The organism is Kosakonia sp. YIM B13571 (assembly GCF_042788095.1).
Classification (GTDB): Bacteria; Pseudomonadota; Gammaproteobacteria; order Enterobacterales; family Enterobacteriaceae; genus Kosakonia; species Kosakonia quasisacchari.
Genome location: NZ_JBHZPL010000001.1, coordinates 94,377 through 114,459 on the forward strand (window position 1 = coordinate 94,377; position 20,083 = coordinate 114,459).

General features: G+C 52.5%; 20 protein-coding genes. 11 read left to right on the top strand and 9 right to left on the bottom strand.

Annotated features, from left to right (window positions below):
* Positions 1-129: 129 nt before the first annotated feature.
* Together ACFX4O_RS00510 and ACFX4O_RS00515 are read right to left on the bottom strand one after the other, a co-directional pair.
* Complete coding sequence (locus tag ACFX4O_RS00510) at positions 130-543, bottom strand: VOC family protein (RefSeq protein ID WP_380206525.1); 414 nt, start codon at positions 541-543, stop codon at positions 130-132.
* A 266-nt stretch (positions 544-809) separates the two neighbouring features.
* Positions 810-1,970 carry an IS30 family transposase gene (locus tag ACFX4O_RS00515; RefSeq protein WP_380206527.1) on the bottom strand — a complete coding sequence of 387 codons (1,161 nt, stop codon included), beginning with the start codon at positions 1,968-1,970 and terminating at the stop codon, positions 810-812.
* A 1,054-nt stretch (positions 1,971-3,024) separates the two neighbouring features.
* Here ACFX4O_RS00515 and ACFX4O_RS00520 point away from each other — a divergent pair.
* A complete protein-coding gene (locus tag ACFX4O_RS00520; RefSeq protein ID WP_380207615.1) occupies positions 3,025-3,930 on the top strand; it encodes an NADP-dependent oxidoreductase in 906 nt (301 codons plus the stop codon).
* A gap of 269 nt (positions 3,931-4,199) precedes the next feature.
* Here ACFX4O_RS00520 and ACFX4O_RS00525 read toward each other — a convergent pair whose 3' ends face one another.
* Complete coding sequence (locus tag ACFX4O_RS00525) at positions 4,200-4,688, bottom strand: MarR family winged helix-turn-helix transcriptional regulator (protein ID WP_380206531.1); 489 nt, start codon at positions 4,686-4,688, stop codon at positions 4,200-4,202.
* Positions 4,689-4,849: 161 nt separating this feature from the next.
* Here ACFX4O_RS00525 and ACFX4O_RS00530 point away from each other — a divergent pair, with 161 nt between their 5' ends.
* Positions 4,850-5,977 carry an MFS transporter gene (locus ACFX4O_RS00530; RefSeq protein WP_380207616.1) on the top strand — a complete coding sequence of 376 codons (1,128 nt, stop codon included), beginning with the start codon at positions 4,850-4,852 and terminating at the stop codon, positions 5,975-5,977.
* Between the two features lie 165 nt (positions 5,978-6,142).
* Here the strand turns inward: ACFX4O_RS00530 and ACFX4O_RS00535 are convergent, their stop codons facing one another.
* Positions 6,143-7,078 (bottom strand): aromatic alcohol reductase, encoded by a 936-nt coding sequence (locus ACFX4O_RS00535; RefSeq protein WP_380206533.1) that lies wholly within the window; start codon positions 7,076-7,078, stop codon positions 6,143-6,145.
* Positions 7,079-7,163: 85 nt separating this feature from the next.
* Between ACFX4O_RS00535 and ACFX4O_RS00540 the strand changes: the two genes are divergently transcribed.
* Positions 7,164-7,601, top strand: coding sequence for a winged helix-turn-helix transcriptional regulator (locus ACFX4O_RS00540; RefSeq protein ID WP_380206535.1), 438 nt, complete (start codon positions 7,164-7,166; stop codon positions 7,599-7,601).
* Between the two features lie 257 nt (positions 7,602-7,858).
* On the opposite strand, the gene mmuM is transcribed toward ACFX4O_RS00540, so the two are convergent.
* The 3 genes from mmuM to ACFX4O_RS00555 form a co-directional block, all read right to left on the bottom strand.
* Positions 7,859-8,791: a homocysteine S-methyltransferase gene (gene mmuM / locus ACFX4O_RS00545; RefSeq protein ID WP_380206537.1), complete on the bottom strand. Its 933-nt coding sequence runs from the start codon at positions 8,789-8,791 to the stop codon at positions 7,859-7,861.
* Entirely contained in the window at positions 8,778-10,178 is a 1,401-nt protein-coding gene (mmuP, locus tag ACFX4O_RS00550; protein ID WP_380206539.1) for an S-methylmethionine permease, read from the bottom strand. The genes mmuM and mmuP overlap by 14 nt, the downstream gene beginning before the upstream one ends.
* A 361-nt stretch (positions 10,179-10,539) precedes the next feature.
* Positions 10,540-11,292 (bottom strand): IclR family transcriptional regulator, encoded by a 753-nt coding sequence (locus tag ACFX4O_RS00555; protein WP_131413520.1) that lies wholly within the window; start codon positions 11,290-11,292, stop codon positions 10,540-10,542.
* 403 nt (positions 11,293-11,695) lie between these two features.
* Between ACFX4O_RS00555 and ACFX4O_RS00560 the strand changes: the two genes are divergently transcribed.
* The 6 genes from ACFX4O_RS00560 to ACFX4O_RS00585 all read left to right on the top strand — a co-directional run bounded on the left by ACFX4O_RS00560 (position 11,696) and on the right by ACFX4O_RS00585 (position 16,576).
* Positions 11,696-12,088, top strand: a complete 393-nt coding sequence (locus ACFX4O_RS00560) for a RidA family protein (protein WP_380206541.1) — start codon at positions 11,696-11,698, stop codon at positions 12,086-12,088.
* 199 nt (positions 12,089-12,287) lie between these two features.
* Entirely contained in the window at positions 12,288-13,127 is an 840-nt protein-coding gene (locus ACFX4O_RS00565; RefSeq protein ID WP_131413524.1) for a transporter substrate-binding domain-containing protein, read from the top strand.
* 53 nt (positions 13,128-13,180) lie between these two features.
* Positions 13,181-13,918: an amino acid ABC transporter permease gene (locus ACFX4O_RS00570; protein ID WP_380206544.1), complete on the top strand. Its 738-nt coding sequence runs from the start codon at positions 13,181-13,183 to the stop codon at positions 13,916-13,918.
* Positions 13,915-14,559, top strand: coding sequence for an amino acid ABC transporter permease (locus ACFX4O_RS00575; protein WP_380206546.1), 645 nt, complete (start codon positions 13,915-13,917; stop codon positions 14,557-14,559). Before ACFX4O_RS00570 ends, ACFX4O_RS00575 begins: the two co-directional genes overlap by 4 nt.
* A complete protein-coding gene (locus ACFX4O_RS00580; RefSeq protein ID WP_380206548.1) occupies positions 14,556-15,293 on the top strand; it encodes an amino acid ABC transporter ATP-binding protein in 738 nt (245 codons plus the stop codon). The genes ACFX4O_RS00575 and ACFX4O_RS00580 overlap by 4 nt, the downstream gene beginning before the upstream one ends.
* Before the next feature lie 11 nt (positions 15,294-15,304).
* Positions 15,305-16,576, top strand: a complete 1,272-nt coding sequence (locus ACFX4O_RS00585) for an alanine racemase (protein WP_380206550.1) — start codon at positions 15,305-15,307, stop codon at positions 16,574-16,576.
* Between the two features lie 107 nt (positions 16,577-16,683).
* Here the strand turns inward: ACFX4O_RS00585 and ACFX4O_RS00590 are convergent, their stop codons facing one another.
* Positions 16,684-17,610: an AraC family transcriptional regulator N-terminal domain-containing protein gene (locus ACFX4O_RS00590; protein WP_380206552.1), complete on the bottom strand. Its 927-nt coding sequence runs from the start codon at positions 17,608-17,610 to the stop codon at positions 16,684-16,686.
* 477 nt (positions 17,611-18,087) lie between these two features.
* On the opposite strand from ACFX4O_RS00590, the gene ACFX4O_RS00595 reads away from it, so the two are divergent.
* Together ACFX4O_RS00595 and ACFX4O_RS00600 are read left to right on the top strand one after the other, a co-directional pair.
* Positions 18,088-18,834: an SDR family NAD(P)-dependent oxidoreductase gene (locus tag ACFX4O_RS00595; RefSeq protein ID WP_380206554.1), complete on the top strand. Its 747-nt coding sequence runs from the start codon at positions 18,088-18,090 to the stop codon at positions 18,832-18,834.
* Positions 18,835-18,845: 11 nt separating this feature from the next.
* A complete protein-coding gene (locus ACFX4O_RS00600) occupies positions 18,846-19,562 on the top strand; it encodes an SDR family oxidoreductase (RefSeq protein WP_380206556.1) in 717 nt (238 codons plus the stop codon).
* Between the two features lie 106 nt (positions 19,563-19,668).
* On the opposite strand, the gene ACFX4O_RS00605 is transcribed toward ACFX4O_RS00600, so the two are convergent.
* On the bottom strand, positions 19,669-20,070 hold the full coding sequence (locus tag ACFX4O_RS00605; protein WP_131413538.1) for a helix-turn-helix domain-containing protein: 402 nt from the start codon (positions 20,068-20,070) through the stop codon (positions 19,669-19,671).
* Positions 20,071-20,083 lie beyond the last annotated feature (13 nt).

A 20,083-nucleotide genomic window follows, 5' to 3' on the forward strand; every position in this document is an offset into this window, starting at 1 on the left:
GAAGCCGGGCATGGTGCTCACGGTGTTTTCAAATGAAGATCCATATTCGCGCTTCCTGTGCCCCAAATATGCCCGGCGCCTCTGGCAACCTGAATTCCCGACCATTCAAGCGTAATCATTGAGCGGCGTTCATCCTGGTTGGTGACATACTGCCTCAATGTTATTGCCTTCTAAATCAATGACAAAGGCACCATAATAGTTTGGATGATAGTCTGGGCGGAGGCCTGGGGCACCATTGTCTTTTCCTCCAGCGGCGAGTGCTGCGAGGTAAAAAGCATCCACTTGTGCACGAGTTTCTGCCCGCCATGCGAGGTGGCAACCGGTAGTTGTTGATGAACCCCCGTATGGCGATGTGCCATCGATGAACCATACATCAGCTTTTTTACCGTCAGGCTCAGAGGAGTCAGGGTAAGCAAATCCCAGTATGTTCATCCCGTAGTTGCCTTCGAAGCATACACTGTAGCCCAATGGCGCAAGTGTCGCGCTGTAAAACGCTTTAGCGCGGCCAATATCAGTCACGCGGAAAGTCATATGATCAAGCATAATGAGTTACTCCTGAGATAGAGTTTGCGTACTACTGGAGAATATAGGCTGTACATATACCAATCTTCCTCTAGTGTAGATTTTTGATTCTTCACCGAACAATGGGATATGTCACTTGAATATGCTGCTGTTGTCAGCATAAATTACACTTCTGCTCTTCCTGACCCCATTTCAATAACGAAGAATGATATAGCTATTAGTAGCTGACCTGTTCCCCGTTGTTTAATGAAATGCGGACTTAGCAACGTCCGCTCCTGGCTGTGAGTTCAACTGATGGATGCAACACATTGGTTAAAACGCTCTGCGGGTGATTCATAGTCTAGCGTTTTTCTTGGCCTCTCGTTGAGCTGCCTGGCAACACTGTTTAGTCTTTGCTGGCTGTGAACTGATAAGTCAGTTCCTTTTGGAAAATACTGTCTGAGTAACCTGTTTGTATTTTCATTTGAGCCGCGTTGCCAGGGGGATTGAGGATCGCAGAAGTAAACCTGAATATCTGTGGCTACGGTAAACCGGGTATGGCTGGTCATTTCAGCACCCCGGTCCCATGTTAATGTTTTATAAAGCTCAGCAGGTAATTCCCGGGCTTGTTTGATGAGTGCAGATATAACCGTTATGGTCTTGTTGTCCCTGGCTTTGGCCAGCATAACAAAACGGGAATGACGTTCTACGAGGGTGACGATATAGGAGTTTTTAGAGCCCTGAATCAGGTCACCTTCCCAGTGACCGGGTATGGCTCTGTCAGCTGCTTCAGGTGGCCTTTCGCTGATAGAGATCGTATCCGGGATTGACCCTAATCCTTTCCCTTTAAGCGATGATGTTCTGGATCTACGCACGACTCTTCCGCTTCTGAGGCATTGCTGCAGTTCTTTTTTTAACGCACCCCGGGTTTGTATAAAAAGCGTTTTATATATCGTTTCGTGTGACACATGCATTTCCTGACTATCCGGATAACAGCGTTTCAGCCAACCGGCGATCTGTTCCGGCGACCAGTCCTGATGCATCTTCTCTGCAATGATTTTACACAATGCGGGTCTTTCAATTAGCCTGCAATGTTTTGGTCTCAGGGCGCTTTCCCACGCAGCAGTATCCGCTTTTGCTGCACGGTATTGTTTTGCACCACCGTGCCTCCTGACCTCGCGGCTAATCGTTGAGGGCGCTCTTGATAATTTGGCGGCGATATCCCTGATACTGAGTTTTGCTACCAGCCCTCTGGATATCTCCTCTCTTTCATCAAGCGAAAGCGCTAACCGGTGCCGTTTTCGTACGGGAGGACGGTAGCCGCCTGTCTGGTGGATAGTGGGCATAATGGAAGAATGATATCTGTCGAACATTCTGGCGATATCATGCAGGGAATCACCTTGTTTATATCTGTCCCAGATAAATGCCTTCTGCTCTGGCGTGTAGTTAATCCGAGTTCTTCGTTTCATGGCAACGTCCCCCTTCGATTAAGGATAGCGTTGCATCGACCCGTTGAACTCACAGCACGAAGCGGATGTTGCTAAATCAGTCTGTGTGGAGCAACGGGGAGCAAGTCACATACGACAATGCATATTCATCATTACCTTGAATCAGTGAAGTGAAGAAACATTGATTTTATTACATTAATTAGGGCAAAGTCCGGTAGGTCTTTTTAGTGGCCCGCACTCTGTGAAGTTATAGACTTTATAGCCCTTGCTTTTCATGCATGCGTAAATTTTATCATTTCGTGAAGCTAGCTCCTGAAGTGTTTGATTGCGGTGAATGACGTTTAGCCCCCAATTCTTATCATCCAGATTTTCTTTGCGATCGACACCACAGCTATAGAGAGCTTCCTTGCGTTCGCGAATGTTAGTCCATCCCGTAGAATCTACTTTCTGGAATAACTGAATCCATGTGACATACGTGAAATCAGATGCATCCCCGGGTGTTACCAGACAGCCGGTTAAGTTAACAATGCCAGCCAGTAGGACAATAATACGAAAATGCATATTCATCATTGTCATGAGTCAGTGAAGTGAAGAAGCATTGATTTTACTACATTATTTAGGCAAGGGGTCAATGAAAACCAATATGCTGGGTATTTGCATGTCCGCTCCTGGCACTCAGCAGTCGGTCCAGCGAATGGCATGTCTGCTCAAAACGAAAAACAGAAGTCAGGATATACCAATGACGCCCTCGACTGACGACGTAAAAAAGCAATAGCCAGGGCACTATTGACAGCCTATTTAAGCCTGAGTAGGCTCAGCGGAATGTCGCGAAAAACGATCATTTCTGATGCTAAATTGATCGCGTACACGTCGATTCTGTTTCCCACAGTTTGACCAGCGTCTTCGAAATCAACCGCGTTGCTGCCATACAATGGCGGGAGCGCTTATCGCTACTCTTCGGTAGCGGCATGATAAACGGAGCGTAACGGTGTCAAACTCAAGTTCTACCTCGCATTTATCCGTCAATTCCCTTTCTGTTTTTTCTCATCCTTTGTGCTTAGAGGATCGTAACAAGATGAAGGTGATCCGTTATCACGCTTTCGGTGGACCTGATGAGTTACGCGTTGATGAAATTCCTGTTCCTCACGCCGGGCCTGGGGAGATTCGTATTGCGGTGCATTGTGCTGGGGTGAATCCATCGGACTGGAAACGAAGAGAGGGCCAGTATAAAGCCTTCGAAGATGTTGTGTTTCCACTCACAGTGGGCGTGGAAGCGAGCGGCATTGTTGATGAAATTGGCGATGGCGTTTCCGGCGTTGCCATCGGCGATGCGGTCTTTGGTTTTGGCGATGGCACCTTCGCTGAGAAAGCCATCCTCACACACTGGGCGGCCAAACCCGTGGCAGTCTCTTTTGAAGTAGCCGCAGGCTTGCCCGTTATTGTTGATACTGCTACCCGCGCACTTGATGAAGTAAATATAGAAACGGGGCAGACGCTGCTGGTTAGCGGTGCGGCGGGCGGAGTAGGAACGGCTATCGTCCAACTCGCACACCTGCGCGGCATTATCGTTATTGGCTCAGCAAGTTCCCCTAAACATGACTATCTCGTCTCATTAGGCGCAATTCCAACGACTTACGGTCCCGGTTTAAAGGAACGAATAACGCAGTTAGCGCCGATGGGCGTCGATGCTGCCATTGACGTTGCGGGATCAGGAGTCATTCCTGAATTAATTTCCATCGTCGGAAATCCCGCTCGTGTGCTTTCCGTTGCGGATTTTTCAGCAGAGCAATATGGCGCAAAATTTTCCCACGGCCCGCCTGAACAACCGGAAATAGCCCTCGCAAAAATTGCCCGCCTCTGTGCCGGTGGCCTTTTTACACTTCCTATTCAGGGCGTATACCCACTGCAACAGACGGCTGATGCACATCGGGTAAGTGCAGAAGGCCACGTGACCGGCAAACTTGTCATCAAGGTTCGCTGATAATGCAGCTTGATAGAGGCAGTCTGATTATCCTCAGCACAATGGGTCTTGATCTTTCAGGTAGCGGACAGGTGTTCGCTGCCCTCCCCCACCTTTTGCCGGATATGACCGGACTGATCGACATACGCGTTGATACGGTTTGTCTGCGCGCCGGTTCCCGCTGCCCTGAGCACTACGTCCGCTCCTGCGTTTTCTCTTGCTGGCTCCACAATCCATGACGCCATTCCACGTCGGGGTGACTCCTGCCCGGCGGTGTTATCGCTATTCTTTCAGCCCGGAAATGTCAGCAACAAATGCCTTAATAGCGATTCAAGCTGCGCCCGTTGATCTTTGGACAGGTTGGCCAGTATCGCGTTTTGCGTTGCCGTATGGACGATCAGCGCTTGTTCGATACGCTCTTGCCCGTGAGATGTCAGGCTGACCAGTGTGCTGCGTTTGTCATCTGGATCATTAATTCGCTCAATGAGCCCTTGCTCTTCCAGATGATTAAGGCGATTTGTCATCGCTCCGGAAGTGACCAGCAGCGATCGATACAGCTGCGTTGGAGAAAGACAATAAGGTGCACCGGCGCGGCGCAACGTAGCAAGGACATCAAATTCTCCATCGCGAAAGCCGAACGGCTCCAGAGCCTGGGTGCGCATCTTTCCCAGATGCTTCATCACCCTCAACATTCGGCCAAAAATTTTCATTGAAGAGACATCCAGCTCAGGCATTGCGCTGTCCCACTGGCTGACAACGAAGTCGATATGGTCTTGCATTTTCGTACCTTACATAGGGGTATTTATCGAGTTGTGCGGTCCATCTTACACAAGGAACGCATTTATCTTAATGTTAAGATAAATGCTTGCGGCATTTTCTGCTGAAGCAATCACATGCCTAAAAGGATCCTGTCTTGAAACGTATTACCTCTTCGCCCTTTATGTTCGCATTTATCGCTTTTTTGATCGGGTTGAATCTTCGCCCCATTCTGGCTTCTATCGGACCGTTATTTCCGGTTTTACAGCGTGAAGCGGGATTATCAGCCACAGAATTCAGTCTGCTAACCACCCTGCCAGTGGCGATGATGGGGCTGGTTGCGCTGAGTGGGCCATGGCTTTTAGCCAGAACCGGTGCCGTCCGGGGAATTACAGTAGGGCTTTCGATCCTACTTTTCGCCTGTTTATTCCGGGGTTTTAGCACCTCACTAACGGGACTTATGAGCACCGCTTTAGCGGGTGGAGCAAGTATTGGCATGATCCAGGCGTTAATGCCAGCCCTGATAAAAAAGGAATACACGCAATCGGCCAGCACGTTTATGTCTCTGTTCAGCACCGGTATTATGGCTGGCGCGGCGATGGCTGCCGCTACTGCCGAGCCGCTGTTTACCCGGCTTGACCTAAAGCCTACGCTGGCAATAGCCGGTTTGTTAACGCTTCTTGCTCTGACATTTTGGCTGACATGGGCCAGGCACCGCCAGGCAGAAAAAACAGTGTTCGCCGAGGTGACATTATCGTCATCCCGGACAGGGTTGTTACTGCTGTTTTTTGGCATCGGGACCGGCGCCTATACGCTGGTACTGGCGTGGCTACCCCCTCTCTATATTCAGGCGGGCTGGAGCGCACGCAGCAGCGGATATATGCTGGCCTGGCTTACGTTAACTGAAGTTGTGGCGGGCTTTGCCGTTTCAGCCCTGATCTCCCGATTCCCTGACCGCCGTGTTCCGCTGGTCACCGTGCTGCTGGTGTTACTGGCAGGGTTGATGTGTCTGGTCTTTGCTCCGGGAACCACGCCAGTTGTGTCAACATTGCTACTTGGCACTGGTATCGGCGCACTGTTCCCGCTATCGCTCATCGTGACATTTGATCATGCGCGAACACCGGCTGAGGCAGGGAAACTTCTGTCACGGGTGCAGGGTGGCGGATACCTGATTGCAGCACTGATGCCATTAATCGCCGGTATTGTGCGTGACAGCGGTGCGTCACTGACTACCGCGTGGCTCATCATGAGCGCGGGTGTCATCCTGCTGATTGCGATAGCAATACGTTTTAAACCCGTAGCGGCCAGGTAAAAATATCGACCAGCCACTAAAGCCTGCTCATCAGGCTTTAGTGCACATTGGTTTAGCGAAAGTGTCATCATCGTTAAAAGCTGAACGGGGCATGAGAGCATCACCAGAGCTGACATGCTTCCATTACCTGACGGTGCGGCTTGTGCTTTCAACAATACGGGAAAGTTAAATTTTATGCTGTCTGGCAAGCCACTGGCGCGCTGTGGTGGTTTCCGTTCCCTGACGATAATTGAACGTATCTTCCTTTCTCCACGCCACCCCGTCAGGCCGGGCGAAAGCGAGCCGGTAAGCTGCACCAACATCATTCGGATTATGTTCTACATCCTCCAGCAGCTTCTTCCTGTCCAGTAATGTTCTTTTTACTTCCGTTCCCCAGTGCGCCTGCATTAAATCGGCAATCTCACCGTAAGTCAGCGTATCCCCTGCGATATAGACAATCTCGTTACGAAAAGTGGGCTGATGAAAGAAGATATCTGCTGTCAGTCGGCCGATATCTTCAGGCGTCGTCAGTGTCACCGCATATTTCCAGTCTCCCGGAGCACAGACAACTTTATTTTGTGCGTCAACCACACCAAAGCCTGGTTCAAACAGGTAGCTGGTAAAAATCCCCGTGGAAACAATCACCCACTCCGTTGTGCTCTGCGCGCGCAGAAGGTGGCGAACCTCAAGTTGTTCATCCCAGACCGGTTGTCCGCTGCCGTTACCGACAACGTCATAATCCACACCGAACTGCCATGGGAAGTAGCGAGGTACTCCTGCCTTTAATACCGCCTGCGTAATCTTAATTTGCGTTCCCGGCCCGCCGACAAAACCACTGCAATTGATAACGGCACTGAAGGTGCTAAACAACGCACTCAGTTCATCAACACTGTTTTGCTGGAGATCGCCTTCAACCACAGCAATACCCAGCTTTATTAGCTCATCCAACCGTGTCCTGAGCTGACCAGATGTCGCATGCGCGGCGTTGCTTCTGAGCAGTACGCTGATTTTCATCGATGAATGTTCCTGAACTTTACGGCTCATTGCCCGCAATACCGGCAATCCCAGTTCTCCTGCGCCGAGAATGAGAACAGTATTTTCAGGTTTGTTTTCAAATTTCATGATTGCCTCCTGTCGTATTACTGCGCCATCCTGACAGCTGGCAGAACCTGGTTCAATCAGGTACACGAATGATACCGGAGGGAATATGGATTATGAGCGGGAAGCGCTGCTGCAATTTTCGAAAGAATTTTGTGCGGAATTAAGCAACGATAATGAGGGGCTGAAACGTGAGATCCTCGCGCACGCAGGAAATCGCTGGTCGCTGGGTGTGCTGCATTTACTGGGCACCAGCGGAGAGCTTCGCCACGGGGAGTTACGCCACGACCTTACCGGTGTCACGCAAAGAATGTTGACGCGAACGCTACGTCATCTTGAGCGTGACGGGCTCATCTCTCGCCGTGATTTTCAGGAGAAACCACCGCGGGTCGTTTATGCCATTACCGATGCGGGAAAAGAGATGCTGGTGAGAATGATGCCGTTATGGTCGTGGATTATTTCATCTGCAGAGTATTTCAGGGGCGCCAGGTCCGCGTACGACATAGAGCAGGAATTATCTCCCACAACCAAATGGCTGGAAGATTAAAAAGCAAATAATAAATTTCCGCGCCTTTTACTCGTCACGTCTCACGCTTCAATCAGGGTTCAGCCACCAATGTTTCCGCCAGGCCGTGCACAGGCTGAACCGCTGCCATCAGGTTGAGGTTATCTGTTGTCAGAAATAAACAGGCTTTTCGCCAGCCATCGATAACGCAGAGAGCGATTCATCTTCATGCTAGCCGGATGAAAGGCACCGTGGGCCATAAGTTCCAGCCCACGAGTCCTATTTGCTCCCCGTCACCGTTAACGGTGTTGACTCAGTGCGGCAATATCCTGTGGGGTCGTCCGGCAACATCCGCCAATAAGTCTCGCACCCGCCTCTAACCACTGGGGCAAATATGCCGCTAAGGATCCGCAGCGCTCACCGTGTGTATGCCACGCCTTGGTTGCTGCGTCATATGTTTCACCGGAGTTAGGATAGACAACCAGAGGCAGCGCGCTGAGGCTTTGCAGATGTTTGAGGGCGACGGTGGTTTTGCTCAGAGCAATACAGTTAATCCCCAGCGCAACGATTTGGGGACAGCCAGACAGCGCATTCACCACCTGCACCAGCGGTGTGCCATCGCTCAAGTGCTGGTCGTCACGTAAGGTAAAGGAGAACCACGCCTGCGCATGCGGGTATTCAGATAACAGACCTGCCAGTGCGTCTATTTCGGTGAAGCAAGGTAGCGTTTCACAGGCCAGCAGATCGACACCGGCATTGAGCAACGCGTCAATTCGCGGGCGATGAAATGCCTGAAACGCCTCGCGGCTGCACACGTAGTCGCCGCGATACTCCGAGCCATCGGCCAGATAAGCACCGTATGGCCCAACAGAGCCCGCCACCAGCAGCGGACCGGCATTGGGGTTTTCTGAGCGATAAATGTCACTCGCCTCTTTTGCCAGCATCACACTCTTTTCAATCAGCGCTTTCGACTGCGCCTCAGTCAGACCGCGCGCCGCAAAACCTGCAGGCGTGGCCTGATAACTGGCAGTAATGGCGATCTGTGCGCCCGCACGGAAGTAATCCAGATGCACATCCCGAATACGCTGCGGATCTTCCATTAACACTTTGGCGGACCAGAGATTATCGACAAGGCTGCATCCGCGCGCTTCAAGCTCGGTGGCCAGGGCGCCATCCAGCACGGCAAAGGGATGATGTTCAAGCAGCGTGGTAAGGGGATTACTCTGCGGCATAGTCAGCCTCCTCCAATTTTGTTTTCTGGGTGAGAAAATAGGCACCGTAGCAAAGGGCGACAAACGGCAGACCACAATAGAGCGCAATGCGCTGATCCGCATCGAACGCCAGCCCGATGCAGGCCAGCAGACACAGCAGGAATCCAAGCACCGGAACCAGTGGATACCAGGGTGCCCGGTATTTCAATGCCGCAGAGAGTTTGCCCGACTGTAAGTGGCGGCGACGAAAAACAAAGTGGGACGCGCAGATGCTGAGCCAGACAGCGACAACGGCAAAGCCAGAAATGGCGCTGAGCGCAACGAAGACAGTATCAGGGGCAATCACGCTGGATAACAGCGCCAGCAGACCGCCGAGCATAGAGACAGAAAGCGCTATCAACGGCACACCATTTTTGTTGACGCGGGCAAAACAGCCCGGCAACGTTTTTTCGTTTGCCAGCGACCATAGCATGCGGCCCGATGCATAGAGCCCGGAATTCGCCGCTGAAAGGATCGCCGTCAGGATGACGAAGTTAAAAATATCCGCCGCATACGGAATGCCGATTTTTTCAAAGACCAGCACAAACGGGCTCTTCTCAACCCCTGCCACATTCGCCGGAACCAGCGCGGCAAGGACAAAAACGGTGCCAATAAAAAACAGGATCAAGCGGGCAATCGTCGCGCGGATCGCCACCGGGATCGCCTGGTGCGGATTTTCCGTTTCACCCGCCGCGATACCGATAAGCTCGGTCCCGGAAAAAGCAAAATTGACCGCCACCATGGTCATCAGAATGGGCAAACCGCCGTGTGGGAACCAGCCTTCGCTGGTGAGGTTAGAAAGCCCTGGCGACGGTGAACCATCCTTCATGGAGATAAAGCCGAAAATCACCCCGCAGCCCAGGAGGATAAAGACGAGAATGGTCGCAACTTTAACCAGCGAGAACCAGAACTCCCCTTCGGCAAAAAAGCGCGTTGAAATCGCGTTAAGACAAAAAATCACCACACAAAACAGGGCGCTCCATATCCAGACGGGAATATGCGGGAACCAGTACTGCATACAAAACCCGGCGGCGGTAAAGCTTGAGCCCAGAGCGACTGTCCAGGTCAGCCAGTACAACCAGGCCACGGTGTACCCGGTCGCCGGACCAATATAGCGCGCCGCATAGACATGAAAAGCGCCTGTTACGGGCATCGCCACGGAAAGCTCGCCAAGGCACTGCATCACCAGCCAGACGACCAGCGCCCCAATCAAATACGCCAGCAGAGTCCCTGCCGCACCAGTGGTAGAGATGATGTATCCGGTATTAAAAAATAACCCTGTGCCAATGACGCCGCCCAATGAAAGCATGATCAAATGGCGGGTTTTCATGGTGCGCTTAAGCTCGCCATTTTCTTGTTGTGTCTGCATATCACCTTCTAAACGTATGGATGTCTAAATGTCCGTGTTTGGGTTCTTTATATCGTCATTATCAACAAAAGGCCAGCATTAGGCGGGTATCCGGGCTGAGACACGAAGAAGCAACGCGTGCGCAAATATCAGGCAAACTGTTTTTTTAACGCCACAGAGAGGAAACAAGATATGAATGTCGATAGTTCGGATGACGCTGCCGTTGGACGGAAAATGTCTGTGCCTGTGGGAAGGGGGACATCTGAAGGGGATACACCAGTGGGCTTTTGCAGCGCAACGACGTGAGCGATACAACCTTTCACCTTCTGGTGTAACCCGGCGAGCCGGAAATCAATTTTTTTCAATCGTATGGAATATGAGTTCAGGTGAAATCCGATAATTTTTGCCCGGAAACGATCAACTCTTTGAGCAACATCTGACGGCGCTCCTCCGGCGTATCGCGGCTCACCATAAAGCAGATAGCAGCAACTGCCTGCCCGCTACGAGAACGAATCGGTGCTGCCATGCAGCAGGTAAAACTCTCTGAGAGGCCTTCAGTCAGGCAATATCCCTGCTGCCCGGCACGATGTATATCTTCGAGAAATGCCTGTTTGTCGAGGACTTGCCCGTTCGCCAGACGGTAATCCTCTTCGGGGATAAGATCGAGAATGGCACTGTCCGACCAGTTACTGAGTAGCAGACGACCCGTGGCAGTCCAGGTAATCGGTACTCGCACCCCGATATCAGACGTGATTTTGAACGGGTGGGCATTACTTTCCGACAGCACGACTGTGTACTTATTCCCTTCCAACATACATAGCTGCACCGTCTCGCCATGACGGGCCACAATCTCAACCATTAACTGATGTGAGCGGCGGATAAGATCGTTATGCGCCATGTAGTCCGCACCGTAATAGTGCATTTCACGGCCGAAGAACACCGCACCGTCGGCGTCCAGTTCAACCAACCCAGCCTCACTTAGCAGGTTGACGAGCTCATATACGCTAGAACGCGGCGCACCAGTGGCATCGATCAAATCGCGCATCGCCATGGGCTGACGAGCGATATGCAACTGGCGAAAAATGTCGATAACCCGGTCAACACCGCGTGCCCGCGATGGCTTCTCGTCCGGCATAAGCAAATTCTCCTGATGCAGTCGGGCGGTCGCGCCAGACAGTAAAAAAGAAAGCATCATACACCCAGCGTCGTCGTTAACCCATCCCCGTTAATTAAAATTTCAATGCCGAAACTTATATTTCCTTGTTCTATTTTGGGGCCTCATTTTAGCGCATAGCGTGCAGGTTATTTTTTTAAATAACGACAGCGGTAACATTTCCAGTTAGAAATTTCTTTCATTACTTTTTTATTTTGCGATCGCGACGACATCACGAGAAATTAAATTCCTCGCGATATATTGCAAAAGCAAAAAAGCTGTGCAAATCTTGATCTATCCGATATTGCAGATTCAAGTCTGATATATCAGACAATCATTACTCGGTACTCACGGGTATTCTCAGAACAAAAAGGAGCAGCGTCGCATGACGATTAAGCGTTATGGCATTGAAGGCGGCACCGGCACGGGTGGGCAGAAACTGCCGTTCGCACGCGCAGTTGAGGCCGATGGCTGGCTGTATATCTCGGGCCAGACACCGATGCGCGAGGGCGAAGTAGTGGAAGGCGGTATCATCGAACAAACGCAACTGGCGTTCAACAACTGTCTCGCCATCATGCGGGAAGCAGGCTATCGCGTGGAAGATATCGTACACGTCACGGCGATATTAACCGACGCGCGCTATTTCAGTTCATTTAATAAAGTATTCAGTGAGATATTTAGTAATAATCCACCAGCGCGGATTTGTAGCGTGCAGGATTTAGTGGTCGACTGCAAAGTGGAAGTGGATATGAAATGTTTCCGCGCTGACCGTAAATAATTAAAACCGTTAAAACAGGCTGCGCGTTTCTATTTCTTCTTCGCCAACACCAGGACCGCCTGTTATTAATTGCTGCTTTTGCTTTTTCACTAGAATATCCCGAAATAATCAGCGCTGCCGCTGCGCGGGCGATCGTCTGCTTATAACGGGTGACACGGTATTACGCCGTCTCGTTAAACATTAAAAGAGAGCATAAAAAATGAATGCAACAACATCGCTGAAATTTAGTGCCAAAGCACTGGCCGGCGCGCTGGTAATGTTGGCTGTAGCGGGCTGTACGCCGACCGAAGAGAAAAAAGAAGCGGGTGCCGCGCCGCAGTCTGCACTGCAAACCGTCCTGCAGCGCGGCACACTGCGCGTGGGTGACTGCCTGAGCTTTGCCCCGTTTGGTTTTTACGATAAAGAGGGCAATCCGGATGGGTATGACGTCGATCTGGCCAAAGCGCTGGCTAAACAGATGGGCGTCAAACTGGAGATGGTTAACACAACCAGCGCCAACCGCATTCCTAACCTGCAAACCAACAAAGTCGACGTGGTGTTCTGTAACTTCACCCGCAATCTGGAACGCGCCAAAGAGATTGGTTTCACCAACCCGTATGTCGTAGCGAGTGAAGCCATGCTGGTGCGCAAAAATAGCGGCATTCAGTCCGCGCATGACATGGCCGGAAAAACCATTGCCACGGTGAAAGGTTCTACCAACGGCGACGAAGTGCGCAACCTCGGCATCGACGTGAAAATTCAGGAGTACGACTCATCCCAGGCGGCAATTCTGGCGGTGAAACAGGGACAGGCTGATGCGATGATCGAAGATAACAACTTCCTCGCTTATCAGGCAAAACTCGATCCGTCGCTGACCGTGACTAACGAGGCGCTGGTGCCACTGGAGTACAACGCCTTCGGTGTGAAACAGGGCGACCAGGTGTGGACCAATTATCTGAACGAATTCCTTTTTGAAATCAACGCATCCGGCGAGAACGCACAGCTGTATGCAAAATGGTTCGGCAGTAAACCGCGCTACCCGCTGAATCCGCAATACTGATTGTTCGCCCACGGCGCAGCAGCCAATGCTGCGCCGCCTGAAGGAGTCACACCATGAGTTATCAATGGCTAACCCTGTGGCGCTACGCCGACACTTTTCTGGACGCCGCCTGGCTAACGCTACAGGTCACGCTGCTGGCGTTTGTACTGGCAGTGGCTCTCGGGCTGCTGGCCGCACTGGCGAAATCCTCGCCGCTGGCGCCGGTACGCTGGCTCAGCCACTGCTACGTCGAGTTCATCCGCAATACCCCGGTGCTGTTGCAAATCTTCATCATCTTTTTTGGTCTGCCGTCGTTGGGTATCACCATGAGCGCCTTTACCGCAGGCGTGCTGGCGCTGGGGATTAACGTAGGCGCTTATCTGTCGGAAACCTTCCGCGCTGGCATTCAGTCGGTCGCGAAGGGTCAGCTGGAAGCGGCGTATATCCTCGGTATTCCACGCCGACAGATCTTCCTCAGCGTGGTGCTGCCACAGGCCGCTCGCGCAGTGTGGCCTGCCATTATTAATAACCTGATTCAATTACTGCTTGGCACGTCGCTGCTTTCCGCCATCGCGCTGCCGGAACTGACCGGCACCGCAACGGTGATCAATGCGCGCACCCTGCTGTACATCCAGACTTTCAGTATTGTCGCGCTGGTCTATCTGCTGCTGAGCAACTTGTTCTCATGGCTTGGCAGCATGGCAGGACGCCGGATGTTCCATCCGCCGCTGGTGACGCCGGTAAAAAAGCCCGGCTGGCAGTGGGCAAAAAAATGGCTGATTAACCCAGCGAAACGGGAGAATGCGCTATGAGCGAACTTATCATCAACTCGCTGCCAATCCTGCTGAAAGGCCTGGTTATCACCTTACTGCTCTCCATCGCCGCTATCGTCGGCAGCACACTGCTCGGTTTACTGGCAGCGGTGTTACGCACCAGCCGTTTGCCGGTCGCCAAACAGATTGCCGTGTTTTATACCGAACTGTTTCGCGGCACGCCGGTACTGATCACGCTGATGTTTATCTACTTCGGCGTGGCTTACTTCGGCTATGAAATCAATCTGTTCGCTGCTGGGATCCTCGGCCTGAGCATTTATCAGGGCGCTTACATTGCCGAAGTATTCCGCGCCGGTATTGAAGCTGTACCTAAAGGCCAGTGGGAAGTGTCATGGATCCTCGGCCTGTCAAAACGCCAGACGTTTCTTAGCGTGATCCTGCCGCAGACGCGCGGCATCGTGCTGCCACCGCTGGTGGGCCAGTATCTTTCGCTGATAAAAGATACGTCGATTGTCAGCATGATCGGCATGTCGGAATTGATGCACCAGGGCCAGGCTATTGTCGATCGCATCGGTCAGCCGGTGGTGATTTATGGCCTGGTCGCCCTGCTCTACTTCGCTGTCTGCTTTCCACTTTCCCGTTGGGTTCAACATCATCAAACCAGGAGCCAGTTATCATGAGCAAATCCGCCATTACGCTGAGCCGTATTACCAAATCCTTTGGCTCAACCCAGGTCCTGAAAGAGATAAGCCTTGATGTTTCACCCGGCGAAGTGCTGGTTCTGATTGGCGCATCCGGTTCCGGCAAAAGTACCGTATTACGCATTATGAGTGGGCTGGAAACCGCCGATGGCGGGGAAATCTGGGTGAATGAAGTGCCGCTGCACGAACGCAAACGCAGCAGCGAAATCTGCGGCCATGTCGGCATGGTGTTTCAGCAGTTCAATCTGTTTCCCCATAAAACCGCGCTCGGTAACGTGACGCTGGCGTTGATTAAAGCGCAGAAACTGTCCGAGGCCGAAGCCAATAAACGCGGTATGGCCGCCCTGACCCGTGTCGGGCTGGCCGAGCGCGCGCATCATTATCCGGCCCAGCTATCCGGCGGTCAGCAGCAGCGTGTGGCGATTGCTCGCGCGCTGGCGGTGGAGCCGAAAATTATGTTTTTTGATGAAGCGACGTCAGCGCTCGATCCTGAACTGGTCGGCGAAGTGATGGAAGTCATGCGCAGCCTGGCGCGTGAAGGTATGACCATGGTGGTGGTCACCCATGAGATGGGTTTTGCGCGTAAAACCGCTGACCGCGTGGTGTTTATGGATCAGGGCGTGATAGCCGAGCAGGGTTCGCCGGAGCAGATTTTCGTCAATCCGCAGAATCCGCGCACCCAGCAATTCTTATCGCGTGTGCTTGAGCACTAACAGGAGGCATGATGTCGATTCACTTTCCATTGCAGGCAGACGGCACGCTGGATGCGCAGCAAACTACGCCGCGTTTTAAATCGGTCGCCGGGTCCGGCAATCAGCCGCTGGCTAACGGCACCCAAATTTTTAACAGTCCCGAGGTGTTTTCCCCACTGATGCTGATGAAGCAATCGGCACTGGAGAATAACCTGCGTCAACTGGCAGATTTTTGTCGTGAGCAAGGCGTAATGCTGGCGGCACACGGCAAAACGTCGATGTCTCCGGCGATTCTGCGCCGCGCCATCACTGAAGGCGGTGCCTGGGGATTGAGCGCCGCAACCCCTGCGCAGGTTCGCGCCTTGCGCCAGTTCGGCATTCGTAACGTCTTCCTCGCCAATGAACTGGTCGACCCCGCTGGCATTCGCTGGATAGGCGAATGGCAAAAGCAGCATCCCGACCATGGCTTCCTTTGCTACGTCGATTCACTGCAGGGTGTTCGTCTGCTGGAGCAACATCTCGGCGACAGCCGCATTGCGGTACTGCTGGAAATGTCGGTCAGCGGCGGACGCACCGGCTGCCGTTCATCCGCTGAAGCACTGGAGATTGCCGCCGCGATTGCGACCAGCCCTGCTCTGCAACTGGTGGGCGTGGCGGGCTATGAAGGCGCGCTTGGCGCCGGACGTGATACCGCGGGGGTGCAGCGCGTAACAGATTACTGCCGGATGCTGATCGCCACCGCGGCGCTGCTGGCTGAAAATCAGCTGTTTGCCAGCCAGCATATTATCCTCAGTGCCGGCGGCGGTGCGTGGTTTGACGTGGTCTCGGCGTGTTTCACCGCCGCGAACCTGCCACTGCCAATGACGCCGCTGATTCGATCCGGCGCTTACATGGCGCACGACAGCGGCCTGTACGCACGCATTGCGCCTTTTGCGCAGCCCGGGGCTACGCATCATTTCACCGCCGCGCTGGAGATCTGGGGCCGGGTATTGTCGCGCCCTGAGCCTAGCCTGGCGTTTGTTGATTTCGGACGCCGTGATGTGCCGTTCGATCAGGATCTGCCAAATCCGCTGTGGGTGCGCAACGTCGATGGCAGTGCCCCGCGTGCAGCGTCTGGCATGCGCATCAGCGAGGTGAACGATCAACATGCGTATTTATTGCTGCCGGAAGAGGATGTGTTAAAGCCCGGTGACTGGGTGGGTTGTGGCATTTCACATCCCTGTACCGCATTCGATAAATGGCGGTATTTGCCCCTGGTAGACGATAATTACTGCGTCACAGATTCACTGGAAACCGCATTCTGAGTAAAAATTGGGGCATAACGGCGCGATGTTTCGCGCTGTTTTTACATGTCCGAATGAACCGCGCTCATCCGTTCTTTAACTGCCACGACGTTCAGGCCGGGAAGAGATTATTCCGGCCAGTACGATTCGGCTTTCACTTTTAATAAATGGCGTAAACGGTGAGCTTCCTTTTGCGGCGGACAACCAAAGAACCGGCTAAATTCTCTGCTAAATTGTGTCGGACTGACGTAGCCAACTTTAAAAGAAGCTTCACTGGCCGTGACATTGCTCTTCACCATTAAAAAACGCGCCTGGTGCAGCCTGATGGAAATCAGATACTGTTTGGGTGTTGTGCCGGTGAATGCCCTAAAATGGCGATGAAAAGAGGGGGAGCTCATGCCCGCTTCTTTAGCCAGCATCTCAACGTCAATAGGATCCATAAACCGGGTATGCATCGTGCGAATAGCGGCAGCAATTTGCCTGAAATGCCCTTTTCCGCAGAGCGCCGCTCTGATTGAGGCTCCCTGCGTATCAATCAGTACACGATAATAAAGTTCTTTCAGAATACCCGGCCCCAGAATTCTGGCCTTCTCTTCATCAGAAAGCACCGCCAGAAGACGATAAACCGTATCGGCCAGTTCTTCTCCGAGAGGGGTGGAAAACATAATTCCCGCCTGCTCATTTCCTCTTACCTCGCCTTCCCCCATTTCAATAAGTAATTCGGCAATCGTGGCGACATCAAGCGATACAGACAGCGCCAGAAGAGGTTCTTGCTGGCTGGCAGTGGTCTGGCTGCTAAAAGGAAGAGGCGCGGAGACAACCAGATAATGTCCGGGATCGTAGGTAAATTCCCGCCCGCCCATCAAACCGGTTTTCTTTCCCTGCAGAACAATAACAATACAGGGTTCATAAAGGACGGGCGTGTGGGGCATCGACGCATTGACTCGCAACAGCTTTATCGCTGTCATCCGGGTGCGCGCGTAGCCTTCATCAGGCGAAAGCGCCAGCAAAGCAGGGATCATTTTTCGCGTAAGGCTTGAGGTAAGTCCGGACACTGCGCCCCCTGAAGATACAAAAGGATAAATTTTTCAGCCTGTATCAGGTTATTAAACCGAATTCTGACAGGAAACGATAATCTTTGTACAGGAACCTTCATTGTTGCATTGCGCTGCTTCTCATACTCTTTTAGCAACAAAAGAAATGAGGAGACGTTATGCAACGTCATTCTGAATCAAGAGCCTGGCTTATTTCAGCAACTGTCCATGAACCCGGACGGGAAACGTCGCCCGGAGACATTTCGCTGACGCCTGGCGTATTCGGCCAGATTTCCCCTCTCCTCACTCAGTGAGATTCAGCAGTCACTAAATCGCGTAACGGCGTGACAGCAGGCAAAGAAAAAGCGGCAAGCATCATGATTGAAACCGCCCGTTCACCTAATCACCCCTGACATGGGCTTCGGATGAGGAGGTATCCGTACGGCTGATAAAGGTGATGACGTTCGGGCAACGTGATACAGCATTTGAGGACTAAAAATGGCAGATTTTTTTGGATTAAAAAACAAAGTGGCGATTGTCACGGGCGCCGCAGGTGATATTGGCAGGGCCACCGTAAACCTTCTCGTGAGTCATGAAGCGAAGGTGCTGGCTCTGGATATCAACCCGGCGGTCCATGCGCTGGCACAGCGCAATCAGGTGGTGACACAGATATGCGACGTCAGTCAGGAACATGAGGTCATCAGCGCAGTCGCTTTCGCACAAGCAGAATTCGGCGGCGTGGATATTCTCATCAACAATGCGGGTAAGACCCTGAATAAACTCGCTACCGAAACCTCCGTTGCAGAATGGGACAGCATTATGACCATTAATGCCAGAGGGTATTTTCTCCTGAGCCGGGAAAGCCTGAAGGTCATGCAGCCTCGCAGGCAAGGCGCGATTGTTAATGTGGCGTCCGTGGTGAGCAGGGTGGGCATGAAAACCACGTCCGCCTACTCGGCCTCTAAAGGTGCCATCGCGCAACTGACGAAAGTTCTGGCGCTGGAAGCGGCTGAGTATGCTATCCGGGTTAATGCCGTTGCACCCGGCGTCGTCGAAACAAATATTCTTTCCGACATCGTGGAAGACAGCCGAACCACGCTGGCCAGCTACGGTCACGCTCACCCACTTGGGCGGGTGGCTCAGCCGGAAGAAATTGCTGAAGCCATTATCTGGCTTGCCTCACCTAAAGCCAGCTTTGTGACGGGAACGGTATTGATGGCTGACGGCGGTTACACCGCACAGTAAATCAGGAGCCAATGATGAAAAAGCAGAGCATTTTAGTTGTCGGAGCCGAGAAAGGACTGGGTCAAGGGCTGACAGAAGCCTATCTGGAGCGAGGCTGGGACGTTTTCGCCACCCATTTACCGGGTGCGGATACCTCCGCCCTGCTCGCCCTGGGAGAGATTTACCCCGGCAATCTGGTGACCGGCGAGATTGATGTCACCAACAAGTCCCATATCGAGCCGCTTATCGGCAGGCTCCGCGAACGGCGGTTTGACGTTATTTTTATGGTTGCAGGCATTTACGGCCCCTTGCATCAATCCGTGTTGCAGGCCTCTGACGCGGAATTCCAGCAAATCATGATGACCAATGCTTTTGGCCCTGCCCGCCTGGCCCGGCACCTGCTGCCGATGCTTGAGCCTGAGGGAAGCCTGGTTTTCATGTCGTCGCACCGGGGCAGTATTGCCAGCAATACCGAACCGGGGATCGGTATTGAGCTTTACCGGGCCAGTAAAGCGGCGCTGAATATGCTGGCGCGTTGTATTTATAGGGATATCAGCCAGGGATCGCAGACGGTTCTGTCAATTCATCCTGGCTGGGTGGCGACAGCGATGGGCACGTTGGATGGCACAGTGGATGCAGAGATTGATGTGAAGACCAGCGTCAACGGCATGATCAGTGTGATTGAGCAACACCGAAACGCCAGAAGCCATCTCTTCCTCGATTATGAGAACAACAGCTGGCCCTGGTGATAACGGACAAAGCTGTATCTTTTATGGGATTAACCCCGGCCCCATTTGCGGGAATAAATCTCCGGGGTAGCCTGTTCAGCGTTATTCAGAGGATCAGGCTCATTGCTCAAGCCTCAACCTGACTTTCGCATTTATTTTCATCCGCATGAGCACGATCGTATTCAGCCTGAGCTAATGCCAGGGTCGGACCGAATTCCAACGCCCAATTTGCCAACGCAACAAAAGGCTGCTGGAGTGACTGCGCCAGCGGCGTAATGGTGTATTCCACACTCACAGGATGAGTGGACAGAACGTGACGAGTAATTAAACCGTTTCGCTCCAGCCGTTTCAGCGCATCGGCCAGCGCCTTATGGGTGATCCCGTCCAGGCGTCGGCGAAGTTCATTGAACCGGCAAGGTTCCGTGCACAGCACCGTCAGAATTAATATCGACCATTTATTGGTGATATGTTCTAACACCAGACGGGTATTTCTAAAATCTATCAGGCAGTTATCGTTTTTTTCTTGCATAGCGATATCGTCA

Coding starts and splice junctions, on each gene's coding strand:
- mmuP (WP_380206539.1), bottom strand. CDS start 10,178: ATGCAGACACAACAAGAAAATGGCGAGCTTAAGCGCACCATGAAAACC.
- ACFX4O_RS00555 (WP_131413520.1), bottom strand. CDS start 11,292: ATGCCGGACGAGAAGCCATCGCGGGCACGCGGTGTTGACCGGGTTATC.
- ACFX4O_RS00540 (WP_380206535.1), top strand. CDS start 7,164: ATGGATTATGAGCGGGAAGCGCTGCTGCAATTTTCGAAAGAATTTTGT.
- ACFX4O_RS00525 (WP_380206531.1), bottom strand. CDS start 4,688: ATGCAAGACCATATCGACTTCGTTGTCAGCCAGTGGGACAGCGCAATG.
- ACFX4O_RS00560 (WP_380206541.1), top strand. CDS start 11,696: ATGACGATTAAGCGTTATGGCATTGAAGGCGGCACCGGCACGGGTGGG.
- ACFX4O_RS00515 (WP_380206527.1), bottom strand. CDS start 1,970: ATGAAACGAAGAACTCGGATTAACTACACGCCAGAGCAGAAGGCATTT.
- ACFX4O_RS00575 (WP_380206546.1), top strand. CDS start 13,915: ATGAGCGAACTTATCATCAACTCGCTGCCAATCCTGCTGAAAGGCCTG.
- mmuM (WP_380206537.1), bottom strand. CDS start 8,791: ATGCCGCAGAGTAATCCCCTTACCACGCTGCTTGAACATCATCCCTTT.
- ACFX4O_RS00595 (WP_380206554.1), top strand. CDS start 18,088: ATGGCAGATTTTTTTGGATTAAAAAACAAAGTGGCGATTGTCACGGGC.
- ACFX4O_RS00570 (WP_380206544.1), top strand. CDS start 13,181: ATGAGTTATCAATGGCTAACCCTGTGGCGCTACGCCGACACTTTTCTG.
- ACFX4O_RS00510 (WP_380206525.1), bottom strand. CDS start 543: ATGCTTGATCATATGACTTTCCGCGTGACTGATATTGGCCGCGCTAAA.
- ACFX4O_RS00530 (WP_380207616.1), top strand. CDS start 4,850: ATGTTCGCATTTATCGCTTTTTTGATCGGGTTGAATCTTCGCCCCATT.
- ACFX4O_RS00600 (WP_380206556.1), top strand. CDS start 18,846: ATGATGAAAAAGCAGAGCATTTTAGTTGTCGGAGCCGAGAAAGGACTG.
- ACFX4O_RS00535 (WP_380206533.1), bottom strand. CDS start 7,078: ATGAAATTTGAAAACAAACCTGAAAATACTGTTCTCATTCTCGGCGCA.
- ACFX4O_RS00580 (WP_380206548.1), top strand. CDS start 14,556: ATGAGCAAATCCGCCATTACGCTGAGCCGTATTACCAAATCCTTTGGC.
- ACFX4O_RS00520 (WP_380207615.1), top strand. CDS start 3,025: ATGAAGGTGATCCGTTATCACGCTTTCGGTGGACCTGATGAGTTACGC.
- ACFX4O_RS00565 (WP_131413524.1), top strand. CDS start 12,288: ATGAATGCAACAACATCGCTGAAATTTAGTGCCAAAGCACTGGCCGGC.
- ACFX4O_RS00585 (WP_380206550.1), top strand. CDS start 15,305: ATGTCGATTCACTTTCCATTGCAGGCAGACGGCACGCTGGATGCGCAG.
- ACFX4O_RS00605 (WP_131413538.1), bottom strand. CDS start 20,070: ATGCAAGAAAAAAACGATAACTGCCTGATAGATTTTAGAAATACCCGT.